Here is an 18,850-nt window from a genome sequence, read left to right as displayed (position 1 = left end):
GCGATCGTTGTCGGTCGCATTGCAACCTTGAAACTGAGGAGGTGCGAGATGTCTTTTCGGCAATTTCCGGCCGTCGGTGCAGACGGCGAGCCCTACGTGATCATCGAGTTCCGCGACGACCAGCCGCAGGGGCGCACGCAGACACACGCGACACCACGCTATGAGCTCCCCGACGGTCGCCATCTGCTGCGGCAGGGCCAACGCTTCGTCACCACTGGTGGTGAGCTGAGCCTGCAAGCGGCATAACGCCAGCTGGTCATTTTTTGACCATGGCAAACCCGGCCGTTGCGCTGCAAGGGCTGATGCGAGTTATCCACATGCTTGTCCAGGATTCATCCACACCCTGTGTGGATGAATCTGCCACGTGTCGGCGCCAGTGCTCGGGGCCGCTTTCACAATGATTCGAATTACTCAACAGGCGAGTCCGTTTCCACTTGCCACTGCGTTGCTGCCGCAGATGTGGTGCGTCCAGAGGCCATTCGATTGACAGAAGCAAAGCACCTTAAAGCCTGCCTACTCGTGATGCGGAACAGGCGTGGGCAGACGCGAGGCCTATGACTACATCGCTGCCGCGGATGAGTCAGGTCTCGCAAACTCTGGAGCACCACGCCTGAGTCGAAAGACTCAACGTTCCCGATCAACCCGCTCCAGCACCCGCCCGATACGGTCGGCATCGATCTGCGCTGCGGCGAGGCCCAGTGCAGCGCGATCGCTCTCCGGCTCGAACCCCATCCGGAAGTGCAGCTCACCGCCGGGCGTGCGCGAGGAATGGATCGAGGACAGATTGACGCCGTGCTGCTCGAATACATGCAGCAACACGCGTAACGAGCCCGGCTGGTCTTCGGGCAAATACACACTCAAGGCCAGCGGCTCGGTGAGGTCGGCCAGCAGGTAGCCCACCCGCTCATAGGTGTAGTTGCCGGCCGCCAGTGAGTCGCCTTGCAGGGCCTGCGCGTTGGCATCGAGAAAGGCCTGCCGAAATCGCAGGCGTGCCGCATCATCGCCCTGCACCACCAGGCCGCGCAGTTCTTGCAACTGCGCGAGTAGACGGTCGAGCATTTCGGCAACGTATGGATTGCCGAACTGGATGTCTTCGTAGATAGACGGATTGAGCGAGAGGATGCGCGCGATCACCGCGGTATCCAGTTCGAACGAGGCCGAGCGATACGGCATCAAGGTGCGCAACTCGCCGAGCAAGGGGGCGTAGTCGCGCAAGGTGCCGGCCTGCGCCAGATGGGTGGCATGCACCATGGCCTGCACCAGCGCCATCACGCGGTCGTGGTGTTCGGGTGTGGCGTAGACGCACTCGGCCTGCAACGCGCTGCACAGCGCATCCACCCAGCCGGACCAGCGCTGCACACGTGCGCGGCAGACCACCATCACCCGCCCCTTCAAGGTGGGCGACTTGGGCGGTGCGGTCATCGGGTGCAGGCCCACCACCTCGGCCTGAGACGCCAGCATCGCCGCGACTGGCGCCTGTTTGATCGAGGTGACATCCAGCCAAAGTTGCTCCGCCGCACGCGCGCCGGCAAGAGCGGCATAGCGTTCGATCAGCGCGGCGGTGTGGCGGATTGGCGCCGAGAAAATCAGCACATCGGCGCGCGCCACCAGCGTGGCGTCGTCCAGCCCGTCCGGCAACGCCGGATCCACGCCGATCACCTCCAGCCCCATGCGCGTGCGCAGGAATTGGGCGAGCCAGCGCCCGTAGGCGCCGGCGATCCCGACGATGCCAACGACCGGATGCGCGATCACGCCAGTCGCTCGACCGCAAAGCGCGGCGCGGTGCCAAGCGCGGCCGGCGCGGCGGCCAGCACATCGAATTCCTCAAAGCCGGCAGCCAAGGTGGCCTCCAGCGCCGCATGCACGCCGGTCAGTGCATGCCCCACCGCCTGCTCGAATGGCACATCGCGCAGCAGCAGGCCGATCAGCAACGCCATCAGCACATCACCGGTGCCGGCCACGTCCACCGGCAGGTGCGGGCTGGCCCAGCGATAGACTGCCTCAGCGCTCACAGCCAAGGTCACCAGCTCGCCGGTGCCGCCCGCCACGCTATGTGCAAGCACCCATTGCGGGCCACGCGCAAGCAAGGCGCGTGCAGCGACGATGGCATCGTCCTGTTCCAGACTCGGCAGCCCGGTCAGGCGACCAAGCTCGAAGGCATTGGGCGTGACCAGCCAGGCATGCGGCAACAGCCGCTCGGCAAACACGCGCTCCAACCCAGGCTCCACGTAGGGGCCGGTGTGGGTGTCGCCAATCACCGGGTCCAGGCAATAGCGCAACTGTGGCGCCTGCGGCAGGGTCTGCTCCAGCCAGTCCGCAAAGGCCTCGCCATTGGCCAGGCTGCCGAAGTAACCGGAGACCAGCATGCGTGCACGCTGCGGCAGGCCGCGCTCGGTCGCGCCCAGCAACAGATCCGCCAGCCAGTCGGCCGGCAGGATGCGTCCGCGCAAGGTGGCATAGAACGGCGCATTGCTCAGCAAGGTGGTGGGCACTTCCGCCACGCGCAAGCCCAGCGCGCGCAACGGTGGCACCGCAGCGCTATTGCCGGCATGCCCGTAGACCAATTGCGATTGCACCGAGATCACATCGACCGGTGCAGGACCATCCGGGCGCTGACGGCGGCCGTGGACGAGGTGGCTGTCGGTTGCGTCGCTCATGCAGGCACCATCTTCGAAAGAGATGTCCCATTATCCGCGCAAGCCAGCAAGCGTGCTGTCGAAACAGCAGGTATGGCACACCCGCGCAGACAACGCTGCGCCTGGTGACTGCTTGGTTATGCCGAGTTGGGCAGGCAATCCGCGCAGGCGATTCCATAAAAAATCCGGCGTGCATCTCTGCACGCCGGACGTTGCTGGATCACATCAGCTGGATCGGCGCCCCTGGATCAGGATGTCATCCGATCCCAAAAACCCTTCACCCCATCGATGAACGTCGCCGACTTGGGCGAGTGCTTGCGCGCGTCCTCACCGGTGAACGTGGCCTCGAACTGCTTGAGCAACTCGCGCTGATCGGCGGTGAGGTTGACCGGCGTTTCCACCACCACGCGGCAGTACAGATCGCCCTCGCTGCGGCTGCGCACCGAGCGCACGCCCTTGCCACGCAGCCGGAACAGCTTGCCGGTCTGCGTTTCGGCCGGGATGCGGATTTCCGCTTCGCCGCCCAGCGTGGCCACCCGCACGGTGTCGCCGAGTGCCGCTTGCGAAATGCGGATCGGCACCTCGCAATGCAGGTCGTCGCCATCGCGCTGGAAGATCGCATGCTCGCGCACGCGCACTTCCACATACAGATCGCCCGGTGGCGTACCGGCCGGGCCGGCTTCGCCCTCGCCTGCCAAGCGGATACGGTCGCCGGTGTCCACGCCTGCCGGCACCTTGATCGACAGCACCTTGTCTTCTTCCACGCGACCAGCGCCGTGGCAGGTCTTGCACGGGTTCTGGATCAGCGTGCCGCGGCCGTCGCAATGCGGGCAGCTCTGTTGCATGGCGAAGATGCCGCGCTGGATGCGGACCTGGCCGCGCCCATGGCAAGTTGCGCAGACTTCCACCTTGCCGTCTTCCGAGCCGCTGCCGTGGCAGGGGTCGCACTCGATCAGCGTGGGGATCTCGATGCGCCGCTCGATGCCGGCGACGGCTTCTTCCAGATCCAGTTCCAACACGTAGCCGACGTCGGCACCACGTCGCGCAGCGCGCGGACCGGCGGCGCCACCGCCAAAAATATTGCCGAAGATATCGCCAAAGATATCTCCCATGTCCGGACCACCAGGCCCACCGCCGCCGCCGCCCATGCCGTGCTCGAACGCCGCATGGCCGTGCGCGTCGTAGGCACGGCGCTTGTTGCCATCCGACAGCACTTCATAGGCTTCCTTGCATTCCTTGAACGTTGCCTCTGCAGCAGCGTCGCCGGGATTGCGGTCCGGGTGGTACTTCATGGCACAACGCCGATAAGCCTTCTTCAGCTCCTCGTCGCTGGCGCCACGGGCCACGCCCAGAACTTCGTAGTAATCGCGTTTGCTCATGACAGGGAATCGGGAATCGGGAGAAGGGAATCGTTCAAAGCGTACATCCTCACATCAGTAGGCATCCGGAAGGGTCAGAACAGCGAAGGAGCGATGCCGTAGCACCGCTCCTCCGATTCTCTATTCCCTATTCCCGACTCACGCCTTCTTGTCGTCCTTGACCTCGGTGAACTCGGCGTCCACCACGTCATCGGCGGCCTTGGAGGCCTGCGCATTGCCGCTGGCCGCATCGGCGCCGCCGCCCTGTTCTGCTGCGGCGGCCGCTGCGTACAGCGACTGACCGGCTTCTTCCAGGGTCTTGCTGCGTGCTTCGATCTGCGCCTTGTCGTCGCCCTTCATGGCGGTTTCCAGATCGGCCAACGCCGCTTCCACCTTGCCGATCACATCGCCACCCACCTTGCTGCCATGCTCGGTGATCGCGGTGCGGGTGGCATGGATCAGGCCATCGGCCTGGTTGCGGGTCTGCACCAGCTCCTGGAACTTCTTGTCTTCTTCGCGGTTGGCTTCCGCGTCGGCGACCATGCGCTGGATCTCTTCATCCGACAGGCCCGAACCGGCCTTGATCTCGACCTTCTGTTCCTTGTTGGTCTTCTTGTCCTTGGCCGACACGTGCAGGATGCCGTTGGCGTCGATGTCGAAGGACACCTCCACCTGCGGCATGCCACGCGGCGCCGGCTCGATGCCGGACAGGTCGAACTTGGCCAGCGACTTGTTGAAGCGGGCCTGCTCGCGCTCACCCTGCAGCACGTGCACGGTCACGGCCGACTGGTTGTCTTCGGCAGTGGAGAAGGTCTGCGAGGCCTTGGTCGGGATGGTGGTGTTCTTTTCGATGATCTTGGTGAACACGCCGCCCATGGTTTCGATACCAAGCGACAGCGGGGTCACGTCCAGCAGCAGCACGTCCTTGACGTCGCCTGCCAGCACGCCGCCCTGGATCGCGGCGCCCACGGCCACGGCTTCGTCCGGGTTGACGTCCTTGCGCGGTTCCTTGCCGAAGAAATCGGCAACCGCCTGCTGCACCTTCGGCATGCGGGTCTGACCGCCGACCAGGATCACTTCGTTGATGTCGCTGGCGCGCAGGCCGGCGTCGTTCAACGCGGTGCGGCACGGCTCGATCGACTTCTTGACCAGGTCTTCCACCAGCGCTTCGAGCTTGGCACGGGTCAACTTGATGTTGAGGTGCTTCGGGCCCGAGGCATCGGCGGTGACGTACGGCAGGTTCACTTCGGTCTGCTGCGAGGTCGACAGCTCGATCTTGGCGCGCTCTGCGGCGTCCTTGAGGCGCTGCAGCGCCAACGGATCCTTGCGCAGATCGATGCCCTGATCCTTGTTGAATTCGTCGACCAGATACTCGATGACGCGGTTGTCGAAGTCTTCGCCGCCCAGGAAGGTGTCGCCGTTGGTGGCCAGCACTTCGAACTGCTTCTCGCCATCGACTTCGGCGATTTCGATGATCGACACGTCGAAGGTGCCGCCGCCCAGGTCATACACGGCAATCTTTCGGTCACCGCCGTTCTTGTCCAGGCCATAGGCCAGGGCAGCAGCCGTCGGCTCGTTGATGATGCGCTTGACGTCCAGACCGGCGATGCGGCCCGCGTCCTTGGTGGCCTGGCGCTGGCTGTCGTTGAAGTACGCCGGCACCGTGATCACCGCTTCGGTGACCTTCTCGCCCAGGAAGTCCTCGGCGGTCTTCTTCATCTTTTCCAGCACGCGTGCGGAGATTTCCTGCGGCGCCATGCGCTTGGAATCGCTGGTCTGCACCCAGGCATCGCCGTTGTCGTGCGCCAGGATGCCGTACGGCACGTGGGAGATGTCCTTCTGCACTTCGCCGTCGGTGAACTTGCGGCCGATCAGGCGCTTCACCGCGTAGAAGGTGTTCTTCGGGTTGGTCACCGCCTGGCGCTTGGCCGAGGCACCGACCAGCACTTCGCCGTCCTTGGTGTAGGCGACGATCGAGGGCGTGGTGCGATCGCCCTCGGAATTTTCGATGACGCGGGCCTTGCCGCCGTCCATGATCGCCACGCACGAGTTCGTGGTGCCGAGGTCAATACCAATGATCTTGCCCATGGATACGCTCCTGATGAGTCTTTAGCTGTGTCCGGCGACGCCGGGTCTGGCTGAGATGTGGGGGTGGTGCGCAGGTGTTCAAGCCACCTGTACGAATCTGCGTTCCGCGCCTGCGCCGGCCGGTTCAGCCGGCAGCAGTGCTCAGTCGTGCTTGGCCACGACCACCAGGGCCGGGCGCAGCAGGCGCTCGTTGAGCAGGTAACCCTTCTGGAACACCTGTACGACGTGGCCCGGCGCGATGCCCTCGGCCTCGCCCTGGCTGATCGCCTGGTGCTGGTCGGGGTTGAACGGCTGGCCGACCGGGTCGAGCAGGGTCAGGCCGTTGTCGGCAGCCACCTTGAGCAGCTGCTTGTAGGTCAGATCCAGGCCATCGCGCAGCGGGCTGGGCTCGGTGCCGGCGGCGGTGAGGCCCGCGTCCAGACTGTCGAACACCGGCAGCAGTTCGCCGAGCAGCTTCTCGTTGGCGAACTTGCGCGCGTTCTCCACATCGCGGGCGATGCGCTTGCGCTGGTTCTCCAGGTCGGCGCGCTCGCGCAGGGCGTCGGCCTTGACCAGGGCGATCTCGCTGCGCAAGGACTCGATTTCGGCCTTGAGCGGATCGGTCTCGGGCGGGTTCTGGGACAGGTCTTCGGAGTCGAATTCGGGGTGGTCTTGGTTCATGTGCAGTTCCCGGGCAAGCGGAACGCCCGCCCCAACGTCACCCCGTATGTGGGCGCTCGCGCGCGTTTCAAGCAAATGCCATCACTCCGATCGAGCGCGGTTATCGCGTGCCGGGCGGCTCCATGGCCGCGCCCAGCATCTGCGCGGCGGTCTGCACCAGCGGAATCACCCGGTCGTAGGCCATGCGTTTGGGCCCGATCACCCCCAACACGCCCAGCACCTGGCCGCCGGCGGTATACGGCGCGGTGACCAGCGAGACGTCGTCCAGCGACACCATGCCGGTTTCCTCGCCGATGAAGATGCGCACGCCCGGCGCCTGGATGGTGCGTTCGAGCAACTGCAGGATCTCGCGCTTGCTGGCGAAGGCCTCGAACAGCTCGCGCAGCCGGTCCAGGTCCGACAGGTCCTGCACGCCCATCAGGCGGGTCTGCCCGGCCATCACCATGTCGTCGGCGTCGGCCGGCACCAGCGCCTCGCTGGCCAGGTCCACGCTGTGCGCCAGCAACTGCTCCATCTCGTTCTTGGCCAGCCGCAGTTCGCGCAGCAGCGAAGCGCGGATGTCCGACAGCGCGCGCCCGGCGAACTGCGCGTTGAGGTAGTTGGCCACCCGTTCCAGCTCGGCCGGCTCGTAGGCGCGGCGCGGCTCGATCACCCGGTTCTGCACCTCGTTGTCGGCAAATACCAGGATCGCCAGCACCCGGCGCGCGTCCAGCGGCACGAAATCGATATGCCGGAACGCAAACTGCTCGCGGCGCGGCGCGCTCACCACACCCACGAAGTGGCTCATCGCCGACAGCATCTGCGAGGCGCTACCCAGCAGCGACTGCGTCCCGTTACTACTGGCCAGCTCGGCGCGCAGCCGGCGCACCTCCTCTTCGCCGGGCGGCTGCATCTGCACCAGGCTGTCGACGAACACCCGGTAGCCGTGCGCGGTGGGCACCCGCCCGGCCGAGGTGTGCGGAGAACTGAGCAACCCGATGTCTTCCAGGTCGGCCAAAATATTACGGATCGTCGCCGGGCTGACATCCAGGCCGGCATGCTGGGCCAGCGTCTTGGAGCCCACCGGTTCGCCATCGCGGATGTAACGCGCGATCAGCGTGCGCAGCAGGTGGCGTGCGCGGGGGTCGAGCATTGGGGACTGGGACGCGCGCATGGGATCATCCGGTGAGACTGGGCATAGATAATGTCTGGCCCCGGGGTTGGCAAGCATCCCATTCCCCCAGCGTCCCCATCGGCCCTAAGCTTCCCCAAAGCGTTCACACTCGACCCCATGCTCAGACACCTCTCAATCAAGGATTTCGCCGTTGTCCGCGCCACCGAACTCGAATTCGGGCCGGGCATGACCGTGGTCTCGGGCGAAACCGGCGCCGGCAAGTCGCTGATGGTGGATGCGCTGGGCTTTTTGTCCGGCCAGCGCGCCGACAGCGGCGTGGTCCGCCACGGCGCCGACCGCGCCGAGCTGTCGGCCGAATTCCAGCTGCCGGCCGAGCATCCCGGCCTGACCTGGCTGGCCGACAACGAGCTCGATGACGATGCCCAATGCCAGCTGCGCCGGATCATTCGCGCCGACGGCGGCTCGCGCGCCTGGATCAACGGCCGCCCGGTGACCTCATCGCAGCTGTCCGACCTGGCCGCGCGGCTGGTGGAAATCCACGGCCAGCATGAGCACCAGGCGCTGATGGCCCGCAACAGCCAGCTGGCCCTGCTCGATGCCTACGCCCGCAACAGCGCCCAGCGCGAGCAGGTGCGCCAGGCCAGCCAGCGCTGGCAGGCGCTGCTGGACGAGCGCGATGCCTTGTCTGCGCAAGGCGATGTCTCCGACCGCATCGGCTTTCTGGAGCACCAACTGGCCGAACTGGAGCGCGAGGATCTGGACCCGGCGGCCATCGCCGCGCTGGACACCAACCATCGCCGCCAGGCACATGCCACTGCCCTGATCGGTGCTTGCGAAAGCGTGGTCCAGCAGCTCAATGGCGACGAGGGCCCTTCGGCGCTGGGCCTGCTGCAGGACAGCCGGCACGACCTGGCCCGGGTGGCCGAGCACGAGCCGCGGCTGGGCGAAGTGGATGCGCTGCTGGACAGCGCCGCGATCCAGATCGAAGAAGCGCTCGCCCTGCTCGACCGCGTGCGCGACGACCTGGATGCCGACCCGACCCAGTTCGAGGCCATGGAGCGCCGCCTCGGCCGCCTGCATGACCTGGCGCGCAAGCACCGCGTCGCCCCCGACGAGCTGGCCGCGCATCGCGACCACCTCACCGCCGAGGTCGACAGCCTGCGCGGCGCCGACGAGCGCCTGCAGCAGCTGGACAAGCACATCGAGGCCGCCATCGGCGTCTGGCAAGGCGCCGCCAGCGTCCTCAGCGCCAGCCGCCAGAGCGCCGCGCAGGCACTGTCCGCTGCCACCACCACGCTGATCGGCGAACTGGGCATGGGCGGCGGGCAATTTCTGATCCAGTTGCAGCCGCAAGAGACCCTGCGCCCGGATCCCAATGGCGCCGAGCGGGTGGAATTCCTGGTCGCCGCCAACGCCGGGCAGCCGCCGCGCGCCCTGCGCAAGGTGGCCTCCGGCGGCGAACTGTCGCGTATCTCGCTGGCGATCGAAGTGGCGGCGCTCGGCCTGGACAGCGTGCCGACCATGGTGTTCGACGAAGTGGATTCCGGTATCGGCGGCGCGGTGGCCGACATCGTCGGCCAGAAGCTGCGTGCCCTGGGCGAAGAACGCCAGGTGCTGTGCGTCACCCACTTGCCACAGGTCGCCGCCAAAGGCCACGCGCATTACCGCGTGAGCAAGGCACCGGTGGATGGCATGACCCAGAGCGCGGTGGAGCTGCTCGGCCCGCAGGCACGCCAGGAAGAACTGGCGCGCATGCTCGGCGGCGTGGAAGTCAGCAAGGAAGCCCGCGCGGCGGCGCGCAAGCTGCTGCAGAGCGCCTGAGTTGCAGGGCGGGCACATCGTGCTGCGGGCTCGCAGCGCGATGTGCCCGCCCGAGTTCGCACTGACTTTCCCTCCGCGCTTGCGGGGCTGGATATTGCTGCGATCGGTAGATCGGCATGCCTGTTGAGCTCCGACTCTCAGTGCGATTGGCCTGTTCGATAGCGCAGGCCTGGTGATTCGGTAAGCCGGCACCCGATGCAGTATTTACGGCGCATCGCGACAATGCGGCGCCAGTGTCTTACCTGAGACCAATTCCAGACTGAAGCTGGGGCGCTTGCTCCCGCCGAACGGCAGGCGTACATCGCGCTTGACCACGGACGTCTCGATTGCGGCGCGCGCTGCAATTGCTGCGCACGCGCACTGCACAACGCCCTAGCCACACGTGACATGCGCAATCCACGCATCACTGCAGACCTCCTGCATCGGCAGTTGAGTAGTGGGATGGCAGTACTCAATCGTCGCGTGCAGGCGCAGCGGCGGGCACGCGCTGTGCGGCGCACCAAAACGCACTTACGCGCCAGAACGCTGACCGCTGTTTCATCTAACGCCAAAACGGATAGCACGTCGCGCGCAGCAGATAGCAATGCGCTTCTCCCAAACATGCACAAGGCGGCCGAAGCCGCCTTGTCAGTGTTGCCTACAGCAACGTGGCGTCAGCGCGGGCGCTTCTTGCGCACGTACAGCACCAGCGAATGTTCTTCGAGCTCGTAGCCATGCTTCGCCGCAATCTGGCGCTGCAGCGCTTCAATTTCTTCGCTCTCGAACTCGATCACGTGGCCGGTGTCCACATCGACCATGTGGTCGTGATGGCCGCCGCGGTCCAGCTCGTACACAGCCTGGCCGCCTTCGAAATTGTGCTTCAACACCAGGCCTGCGGCCTCGAACTGGGTCAGCACGCGGTAAACCGTGGCCAGGCCGATTTCGTCGCCATGGTCCAGCAGCTGGCGATAGATGTCTTCTGCGCTGAGGTGGTGCTGGTTGCTCTTCTGTTCGAGCAGTTCCAGGATCCGCATACGCGGATGGGTCACCTTGAGCCCGACTTTGCGCAGGTCGTGGGTTTCCATACGTTCTCCGTTCATTGGCGATTTAGCGCCAGCTGCCTGAGACGGGTCGCGGCGACCGCCGGGAGTGTATCATCGGCGTGATTTCCTCAGCACTTAATCCCCGATGCGCAATCTCCTGCTGGTCGCCGCCGTTGCACTCTCCACCGCTGGCTGCGGCATCATCTACAAGCAGCCGATCTACCAGGGCAATCTGATCAAACAGACCGCCGTGGAGCAACTGCAGGTAGGCCAGAGCAAGCAGCAGGTCAGCGCGTTGCTGGGAACACCGTCCATCCCCGATCCGTTCCATGCCCAGCGTTGGGACTACACGTCCACGCAGCGTGTCGATCGTCTGGCGCGGACCGACGTCAAGAACTTCACCGTGTTCTTCGAAAATGAGCAGGTCGTGCGTTGGGAAGGCGATTATTTCCCGGCCCAGGACGAGCAGCTGGCCAAGTCGGCGCCCAAGCAGTTCGGCCGCAACCTGGCCCGCGACAAGAAGAAGCAGCGCGGCCGCTGAGGACGCTGACGCAGCGAGTGGATCACCACTCGCTGCTGCTTGATCTGGGTATCGCTGGTCAACGGCCAGCCCTGCTTGTCTCGGTGACCCCACAGGATGCTGCGCGCTGCTTCCATGTGCGTGCTCCGAGGCGCTGACCATTAGCACCCTGCTTTTCGATGCCCGCCCCGAGCTTGGAGCAGACGGCAACTCATCTCTCCCCGCGCATCAAACGCACCTTACGGCGAAGCATTGCGCTTCTTTTGCGTGCCCGGCGCCTGTTTGGCGGGCGCGGCACGACGCCGGCGCGCCTCCTTCGGGTCCAGCAGCAGCGGCCTGAGCAATTCGACACGGTCGCCGTCGCGCAACACCTGGGCCGGCGTGGCAATCACGCCATGCACCGCCTGGGCGACCAGCGCTTGGTCACCGGCAAACCCGGAGGCGGCAACGGCCTCGGCAACGGTGGCGCCCTCGGCAAGTTCCAGCTGGACCGCGCTGTAGCGGTCCGGCCAGGCGACGATGACCTCCACCCGCATGACTAGACGTCGCCGCGATCGGCGACCCGCACGAAGTCATTGACCATGCGGTCGGCCAGGCCCTGGAAGCCCAGCGCCAGCGCCGGGCCCAGCAGCCGCGAGCTGGTTTCCACTTCAAGGGTCAGGCTCACCTTGCACGCGTTGTCACCCAGCGATTGAAATTCCCACAGGCCTTCCAGGCGCTTGAACGGCCCGTCGCGCAGATGCATCACGATGCGTTCGGGCCGCTCCAGGATGTTTTCGGTGGTGAACCAGGTGCGGAACGACCCCAGCCCCAGGTCCAGCCGCGCCACGATGTGGGCGTCGTCCTCTTCAAGCACATGCGCAGCGTCGCACCAGCCGAAGCGGCGCGGATAGGCGGCGACATCATTGACCAGATCGAACATGCGGGTGGCGCTGTGTTCGACTAGGGCGCTGCGACGGATGGTAGGCATTCTCTGACTTGTGAAAGACGGGCGATCGTTTGGCGACGCCGAATCGGCGACAATAGCGGCATGAGCAAGAAACCTGCCAAGGATAAAGCAAAGAGCGCGACGGCCACGAAAACCATCGCCCTGAACAAACGTGCGCGCCACGAGTACCACCTCGAGGAGCGCTATGAAGCCGGCCTGGCCCTGCAGGGCTGGGAGGTCAAGGCCATCCGCGCCGGGCGCGCGAACATCGTCGACGGCTACGCCTACGTGCGGTCGGGCGAGATCTACCTGATCGGCGCGCAGATCACCCCGTTGATCCAGGCTTCCACCCACGTGATTCCGGTGGAGCGCCGTGACCGCAAGCTGCTGCTGCACCGGGCCGAGATCGACAAGGTGCTGACCCGCGTGGAGCGCGAAGGCTACACGCTGGTGCCCACCGCGCTGTACTGGAGCAGCAACAAGGTCAAGCTGGAGATCGCATTGGCCAAGGGCAAGCAATCGCACGACAAGCGCGATGCCGCCAAGGAACGCGACTGGCAGCGCGACAAGCAGCGCGTGATGCGGCGGCATAATCGGGATGCGTGAGTAAGCCGGGAATCGGGATTGGGGAATCGGGAATCGTAAAGGCGGCATCGCCTGAGCTTGATGATGGCTGGCATCGCCAGCTAGGTGGCGGACATCCGGGCAGTGCGCTGACGAGGACTCCTGCCCGTTCTCGCGGCGCAACGCGTCGCTAGCCGAACTCGAGCTCATCACGCTGCGTGGTACCGGCTCTCATCGACCAACCTTCGCTTTTACGATTCCCTACTCCTAATTCCCGCGCCATCACGTCGCTCCAAGCATCCGCATCAAATTCGGCACCCCCCTGCCCTGCACGTAACGATCGCGCTGCAGGTCGGTGCAGGTGTCCAGCAGCAGTTGCTTGACCCGGTCCGGAAAGCCGATGAACTCGCGGCGTGCGGATAAAAAACCGGCCAGCACGCCGGACACATGCGGTGCGGCCATGCTGGTGCCGCTCATTTCGACCATCAGGCTGGACGGGTCGCGCGGGTCGAAGCCGTAGTACGCGGACAGGATCTTCTCGCCCGGGGCGACCACATCGGGTTTGGAGCGGCCATCGGCGGTCGGCCCGCGGGATGAAAAATACGACACGCCGTAGTTGTGTGGGCTGCTCTTGTGCACAGATCCCACCACGATCGCGTCCTCCAGATTGCCCGGATCGCTGATCGACAGATCCATATTCGCCGGGTAGGTGCCGCCGTCGTTCTGCATCAGCCAGGCCAGGCCTTCGTTGCCGGCCGCCACCACTACCAGTACGCCCTGCCGCCACAACCGCCGCAACTCGTTGCATAACGGCGTGAAGCCACAACCGTAGCTTTCCGGGTCGAAGCACCCGCCCAGGCTCAGATTGACGCCGTGGATCACCAGTTCGCCGGCACGCTCGTTGAGGTCGGCCACGTGCTGCACTGCCTTGATCATCCACGAATCGCGCCCGTTGCCGGCGTCGTCCAGCACCTTGAAGCCATAGAGCTGCGTCTCCGGCGCCATGCCGGCAAATTCCAGCAGTTCGCCCGGCTTGCCACGGGCATCGGGCACCGTCGCCCGGCAACAGCCGGCGATGATGCCGGCGATGTGCGTGCCATGGCCGTGCCCATCGAGTGCGGTGAACCGTTTGCCATCGGCCCGCGTCAGCCGCTTGGGCGCGCCGCGCCGGGTGCAATCCCACTGCGCCACCACATTGTCGCGCTCGCCCGGCACGAAGAAATGTGGATGCCCGGCCGCAATGCCGGTATCCAGGACCGCCCAGCCGATCTGCTGCCCACGTGCGCGATACGCCGTGCGTGCTGCATCCACATGCAGCACATTGCCCGAGACGTGGATCAGCGCACGCTTGCCGGCATCGCGCCAGACGCGCCGGAAACCCAGCGCGCGGTAGCGGCTTTGCAGCGTTTCGATCTCGAACCGCGTCAGCCGCGCCGAAATGAAGCGTTGCAGGCTGTCTTCGAGTTCGATCGCGTCGTCCAATGCATCGCCGTCCAGGCCGGTGCTCTGCCCGGCAATCTGGCGCATGTGGGTGAGCAACTGCGCACGCACGCCGGCCGGGTCCGCGCCCAGGACGCGACGGTCCAGCTCGATCAACACCTCGTGCCGATAGTCCGCGCCGTGCGCCTCGAGCTGCTCACTGAGGTCCTTGATCAGCACCGCATTGGAGACCGGTTGATCGAAGCCCACACCCACCGCCTGCCGCACCGCTGCACGCACCTGCGCAATGGCCAGATATCCCGAGCCCGAATGCGGGTTGTGCTCCCAGTCCGGGTTGAGCCGCGCGGCGGCGATGTTCTCGAACCGCCCCTTGGCATTGGCGATGTCGTCGGTCAGGTCTGGATCCAGCGCGATCGGGTCGCGCGTTTCGGCCACATTGACCCAGCGCCGCACGCAGTCGGGGAACGGCAGTTTGCGCGTCCCGGTCCAGCGCTTGAACATGCTGCGCACCTGCGGCAAGCCCAGCGGCGAGCCCAGGGTCAGGAACAGCGCCACCTCGCAGCCATCGGCCTGCAACTGCCGCAGCACGTCGTAGGCAATCATCGAGCCCTGGCTGTGCGCCACCACCACAAACGGCCCGCCACCGGCGCGCAACCGTTGCGCCAGGCTTTCGCGCATCTGCGCAGCCCGCTCAGGGACAAAGAACAGATCGTGCACATCCTGCAGCAGCGCCGCGGAAATCAGCCGCAACAGCACGCGGTTGATCGCATCGATCGGCCCCTTCGCCTGCACGCCGCCGGCAAGCGGCGCGGCCTGCAGCTCGTCCAGCATCTGGTGCAGATCAGCACGCTCCTGCTCGCTCTGTGCCAGCGCATCGGCCAGCGCGTGCAGGTCCTGCTCGCCCGGCACCAGCCCCAGCGTGCTCAACGCCCGCTGCACGCTCTGATTCAACGCCGGCCCCACATCGCGGCCATCGCAACTGCCAGGCTCGGGCACCGGGTAGCGCTCGCGGTTGACCCAGTACGCAAGCCGCGTGCGCTCACCCATCGGGCGGCCGAACAAGGCCTTGTCCCACTGGCAGCGCAATACCTCAGCCGGCGGCTTGTTGCCAATGCCATGGATGTAGATGACGGTGCGGGCTTTACCCTGCACCCGAGTGCGATGGCCGTTTTCCTCTTGCGTTTCCGCCTTGGCGGTGGCCTGACGCGCCGGACGGCGCTTGGCCGGCGGGGCGGCCTTGGCGGTCTTCTTGGTTGCGGCGCGCGTCGTGCGCGGGCCGGTGGGGCGCTTGCCTGTGCTCATCCAGTGGCTCCTTCACTTCCGGATAGTTCCGGTCTGTGCAACTGAAGCCACTGTAAGCGCTGCCTATCTCACTACTTGTGACCGGGCGCGCCGATCCCTACACTGGTTACGTCAGCGTTTTGATGCTTTCCCCGGGGGTGCACTGGTTTCGACGGGGGTCGCGAAGTCGCTTGGCGCATGCCGAGGGGGCAGCTTTCCTCGTTAATCCAGCAGCAAACTTTTAGTTGCCAACGACGACAACTACGGTTCGGACTTCGCTATCGCTGCTTAATTGGCTTTAGTTGTAGTTCTACAGCCGCCTAAGGCGAACCCCCGAAACTACTTGTGCCCGTGCTCGTAGATGTAGGGTCATTATCACGGAACCGCCGGTAGTGGCTGCCTGTCAGCTATCGGTTAGATCAAGCAGGCTGGTTTTCAGGTGCGCTTTGCCCGCCGTGCTGCCTGGGAACGAGATCTAACGGAGGGATAAGCATGTAGTGCTGGGGATGGAGTGCTTCCGGACGGCGGTTCGATTCCGCCCACCTCCACCAAACAACGGTCCTAAGACGACCGACTAAGGCCAGGCGTTCTCGCGAGAGACGACTGGCCTTTTTCATGTGCGGTGTTGGGCGTTTGGAGAGCGCTGCCGTGCGGGTCAGGCCGGTCCGCAAGAAGTTCCCGACACCTGGGCTTTGCAGCCCCGCCCTGCTTGCTCACAAGCGTTTACAGTGCCGCCTCGTTAGGGGGCAGTAGCGCGAAGCGCCGGCACGGGCAGTGGCAGTGGCGGCACAGCAGATCACCACAACACGACCGTGATGCGGCTCGCTCAGCCCCGACAGTGGACGCAGCGCGTCAGAGAGTGACGTCACCGGTCTGTGGCGCATGCGCGCGGACCGGCTCGGCCGCATTGCCCGGCACCACTGTCACTGGCGCGGTATCGCAGCATAGGCGGTCGAACAGGGCCAGCAATTCGGTGGCTTCCTGTCGCAGCATGACGAAGGCCTGTTTGGTGTGCTCTTCCATTCCTGCTCTCTTTGGCGCGCTCCCCAGCGCTCGTAGAGAGACAGCAGCAAATGGCGTGCCAGTGTGTTCGCAGAACACCGGGTGCCTGCCGGCAGGCAATGGGCGCTCGGCAGGCAGCTCGCTAGAACAAGTCAAAAAGGGAATTTCCACCGCCGGTTCGGCTCGTGCGCGTACACCGTCAAGGCGGGCGATATGCCCTCCCAAGCCCGGCCTCGCCCGCCGGCCGTTGATCGCGTCGGCCCGAGATCGAACGCCGAAGGCCTTGGAGTTCAGGCGGCGTCGGCGAGAAGCAACGCCAGTGCTCAGGCGTATTCGAGCTGCCGCTGGGCGTCGGCGTGCATGGCTTCCAGGATCACCATGCCGGCGGCACGGGCGGCGGCCATGGCGCTGCGGTGGTCGGTAAACAGGGGCGAGAGCTCGCCGCGGGCCAGGTCGCCGGCCTTGGATGCACCCACCTGCTGGATGCGCCAGTCCGCGCGCCACCCTTGGGCAGGGTGCGGCAGCGCATTGCACGACAACTGGTAACGCCCAAGAAAAATGACCAACGCGTGCTCGGCTCGATGACTCGCCACAAGGATACCGCTGGCTCCGCACGCAGGCGACCCCGTGCCGCCAGCGGGCAAGCGAAGTGAAGCATAGGCACAGCGCTTGCATCGGACTCGACCAGACGATCCTTGTTTGGGGAACACGGTGTTGACCAGAAAAGCAAAACGCCACGCCGCCGGGGCCTTGATGCTCGGCGGGCTGATCTTTGTGTTGATCGGCGTCGGTGGCTACATCACCTCGCGGCAGTCGCTGACGGCGGCCGCGTGGGTCTCGCATACGCAGGAAGTCATTGCCAGCATCGACGAGATCCAGGCCGGGCTGCTGTCGGCAGAGTCGTCGGCGCGTGGCTTCGTGCTGACCGACAACGAGGCCTTTCTGGGCGTGCATGCCGACGCCATCGGGCGCCTGCCCGGGCGCATTGCACGGCTTGAGGTGTTGGTGCAGGACAACCCCCTGCAACTGCGCAACGTGGCCGCGCTGGACAAGCTGGTGGACATGCGCCTGGTGCAGATCAACGACCTGTTGCACAGCTATCGCGCCACCGGGCTGGATGGCGCGCGCGCCTCCATCGCCAAGGGCGTGTTCCAGACCTCTTCGGCCCTGCGCCGGCAGGTGCAACTGATGGGTGAACTGGAGCGCCGGCAGCTGGTGTCGCGCACCCAGGCCAACCACGACAGCGCGCGCTGGGTGCTGTGGATGACGGCGATCGGCATTTTGTCCGGACTATTGGTCATGGTGCTGGCCTACCGGCTGTTGTCGCGCGAATTGGCCCGCCGTGTGCGCGCCGAGGAAGAAGCCAGCACGAGCAGCACGCGGCTGGCCGAATCGTTCAGCACGCTGGAACGCACCTCGGCAGGCCTGGAAGCGCTGGCGCGCTACTCCGGCCTGTTGCAGAACTGCCGCAACGCGGAAGAAGCTCTGGAAATCACGGCACGCACGATCGCCCCATTGGTGCCCGGTGTGTCGGGCGCGGTGTATCTGCTGCGCGCCTCGCGCGATCGCGCCGAGCAGGTGGCGGCGTGGGGAACGCTGGCAGATGGCGAACGCGGGAGCATTGCGCCCGAAGAGTGCTGGGCACTGCGACGCGACCGCACTCACCTGGTGGAGGACGCCAGCGTAGGCATGGTCTGCCAGCATGCCGGCGTCAATCTTCCGCCGCATGCGAGCACGGTCTGCATTCCATTGTCGGCACAGGGCACCCAGCTGGGCATGCTCGCGCTGCGCGGCGACAACGCGCAGGAACTGGCCTCGCTGACAGTGGCCGAGGCGGCCGCCGAACAATTGTCGTTGGCGCTGCACAACCTGCGCCTGCGCGAGACGCTGCGCCAGCAGTCCATCCGTGACCCGCTGACCGGCCTGTTCAACCGCCGCTATCTGGAAGAAGCGCTCAACCACGAGCTGTCGCGCTGCACCCGACGTGTGCAGCCATTGTCGGTGCTGATGCTGGACGTGGACCATTTCAAGCAATTCAACGACCTGCATGGACATAGCGGTGGCGACCGCGTGCTTGCTGCGATCGGCGAACTGCTGCTGGCGCAGACCCGCGGCGAAGACATCTGCTGCCGCTACGGCGGCGAGGAACTGACCATCATCCTGCCCGAGGTCGACCTGGCCACCGCCAGCGCGATGGCGGAGAAATTACGCGCCGGCATCGATGGCCTGCAGGTAATGGCCGATGGCGTGTCACTGCCCAAGATCACTGCCTCGTTCGGCGTAGCGACCTTCCCCGGGCATGCAGGCAACGCCGCGCAGTTGCTGCGCAAGGCCGACGAGGCGCTGTATCGGGCCAAGCAGGCCGGGCGCAATCAGGTGGTCAGCGCGGTGACGCCGGGCAGCGTGTGACGCCAGG

The 18,850-nt window shown here is 65.5% G+C and carries 17 protein-coding genes and 1 other RNA gene; 6 read left to right on the top strand and 12 right to left on the bottom strand.

Annotated features, from left to right (window positions below; translation table 11 throughout):
* The first annotated feature begins 48 nt into the window (after positions 1-48).
* A complete protein-coding gene (locus tag ACCQ01_RS08050; protein ID WP_115576809.1) occupies positions 49-246 on the top strand; it encodes a hypothetical protein in 198 nt (65 codons plus the stop codon).
* 378 nt (positions 247-624) lie between these two features.
* Here ACCQ01_RS08050 and ACCQ01_RS08045 read toward each other — a convergent pair whose 3' ends face one another.
* From ACCQ01_RS08045 to hrcA, 6 genes are all read right to left on the bottom strand, one after another.
* Positions 625-1,752, bottom strand: a complete 1,128-nt coding sequence (locus ACCQ01_RS08045) for a prephenate dehydrogenase (RefSeq protein ID WP_228432906.1) — start codon at positions 1,750-1,752, stop codon at positions 625-627.
* Entirely contained in the window at positions 1,749-2,657 is a 909-nt protein-coding gene (gene pdxY / locus ACCQ01_RS08040; RefSeq protein WP_114997662.1) for a pyridoxal kinase, read from the bottom strand. Before pdxY ends, ACCQ01_RS08045 begins: the two co-directional genes overlap by 4 nt.
* 227 nt (positions 2,658-2,884) lie before the next feature.
* Positions 2,885-4,015 (bottom strand): molecular chaperone DnaJ, encoded by a 1,131-nt coding sequence (dnaJ, locus tag ACCQ01_RS08035; protein WP_014507316.1) that lies wholly within the window; start codon positions 4,013-4,015, stop codon positions 2,885-2,887.
* A gap of 138 nt (positions 4,016-4,153) precedes the next feature.
* The gene (dnaK, locus tag ACCQ01_RS08030) at positions 4,154-6,082 is read right to left on the bottom strand and encodes a molecular chaperone DnaK (protein WP_228432907.1); all 1,929 of its coding nucleotides are present in this window, start codon (positions 6,080-6,082) and stop codon (positions 4,154-4,156) included.
* Positions 6,083-6,223: 141 nt separating this feature from the next.
* Positions 6,224-6,742, bottom strand: a complete 519-nt coding sequence (gene grpE / locus ACCQ01_RS08025) for a nucleotide exchange factor GrpE (protein ID WP_014507314.1) — start codon at positions 6,740-6,742, stop codon at positions 6,224-6,226.
* Between the two features lie 100 nt (positions 6,743-6,842).
* On the bottom strand, positions 6,843-7,874 hold the full coding sequence (gene hrcA, locus ACCQ01_RS08020) for a heat-inducible transcriptional repressor HrcA (protein WP_029628994.1): 1,032 nt from the start codon (positions 7,872-7,874) through the stop codon (positions 6,843-6,845).
* Positions 7,875-8,012: 138 nt separating this feature from the next.
* Between hrcA and recN the strand changes: the two genes are divergently transcribed.
* The gene (recN, locus tag ACCQ01_RS08015; RefSeq protein WP_228432908.1) at positions 8,013-9,677 is read left to right on the top strand and encodes a DNA repair protein RecN; all 1,665 of its coding nucleotides are present in this window, start codon (positions 8,013-8,015) and stop codon (positions 9,675-9,677) included.
* 653 nt (positions 9,678-10,330) lie between these two features.
* Here the strand turns inward: recN and fur are convergent.
* The gene (gene fur, locus ACCQ01_RS08010; protein WP_005988392.1) at positions 10,331-10,741 is read right to left on the bottom strand and encodes a ferric iron uptake transcriptional regulator; all 411 of its coding nucleotides are present in this window, start codon (positions 10,739-10,741) and stop codon (positions 10,331-10,333) included.
* 103 nt (positions 10,742-10,844) lie between these two features.
* Between fur and ACCQ01_RS08005 the strand changes: the two genes are divergently transcribed.
* A complete protein-coding gene (locus tag ACCQ01_RS08005; protein ID WP_011036655.1) occupies positions 10,845-11,240 on the top strand; it encodes an outer membrane protein assembly factor BamE in 396 nt (131 codons plus the stop codon).
* Positions 11,241-11,458: 218 nt separating this feature from the next.
* Here the strand turns inward: ACCQ01_RS08005 and ACCQ01_RS08000 are convergent, their stop codons facing one another.
* Complete coding sequence (locus ACCQ01_RS08000) at positions 11,459-11,755, bottom strand: RnfH family protein (RefSeq protein ID WP_012438734.1); 297 nt, start codon at positions 11,753-11,755, stop codon at positions 11,459-11,461.
* Positions 11,756-11,757: 2 nt separating this feature from the next.
* The gene (locus ACCQ01_RS07995; RefSeq protein ID WP_011036653.1) at positions 11,758-12,189 is read right to left on the bottom strand and encodes a type II toxin-antitoxin system RatA family toxin; all 432 of its coding nucleotides are present in this window, start codon (positions 12,187-12,189) and stop codon (positions 11,758-11,760) included.
* Between the two features lie 60 nt (positions 12,190-12,249).
* Between ACCQ01_RS07995 and smpB the strand changes: the two genes are divergently transcribed.
* Complete coding sequence (gene smpB, locus ACCQ01_RS07990) at positions 12,250-12,753, top strand: SsrA-binding protein SmpB (RefSeq protein WP_011036652.1); 504 nt, start codon at positions 12,250-12,252, stop codon at positions 12,751-12,753.
* Between the two features lie 240 nt (positions 12,754-12,993).
* Here the strand turns inward: smpB and ACCQ01_RS07985 are convergent, their stop codons facing one another.
* Entirely contained in the window at positions 12,994-15,453 is a 2,460-nt protein-coding gene (locus ACCQ01_RS07985; protein WP_228432909.1) for a S8 family serine peptidase, read from the bottom strand.
* 133 nt (positions 15,454-15,586) lie between these two features.
* Here ACCQ01_RS07985 and ssrA point away from each other — a divergent pair.
* Positions 15,587-15,983, top strand: a transfer-messenger RNA (tmRNA) gene (gene ssrA, locus ACCQ01_RS07980).
* 301 nt (positions 15,984-16,284) lie between these two features.
* On the opposite strand, the gene ACCQ01_RS07975 is transcribed toward ssrA, so the two are convergent.
* Together ACCQ01_RS07975 and ACCQ01_RS07970 are read right to left on the bottom strand one after the other, a co-directional pair.
* On the bottom strand, positions 16,285-16,455 hold the full coding sequence (locus ACCQ01_RS07975) for a hypothetical protein (protein WP_228432910.1): 171 nt from the start codon (positions 16,453-16,455) through the stop codon (positions 16,285-16,287).
* Between the two features lie 302 nt (positions 16,456-16,757).
* A complete protein-coding gene (locus ACCQ01_RS07970) occupies positions 16,758-17,000 on the bottom strand; it encodes a hypothetical protein (RefSeq protein WP_161960349.1) in 243 nt (80 codons plus the stop codon).
* A gap of 187 nt (positions 17,001-17,187) precedes the next feature.
* Between ACCQ01_RS07970 and ACCQ01_RS07965 the strand changes: the two genes are divergently transcribed.
* A complete protein-coding gene (locus tag ACCQ01_RS07965) occupies positions 17,188-18,843 on the top strand; it encodes a sensor domain-containing diguanylate cyclase (protein ID WP_043877806.1) in 1,656 nt (551 codons plus the stop codon).
* Positions 18,844-18,850: the final 7 nt, after the last annotated feature.

Origin of the sequence: Xanthomonas sp. NCPPB 4037 (assembly GCF_041475695.2) — a bacterium.
Lineage (GTDB): Bacteria > Pseudomonadota > Gammaproteobacteria > Xanthomonadales > Xanthomonadaceae > Xanthomonas > Xanthomonas campestris.
This window is presented reverse-complemented; position numbering and strand designations above follow the sequence as displayed.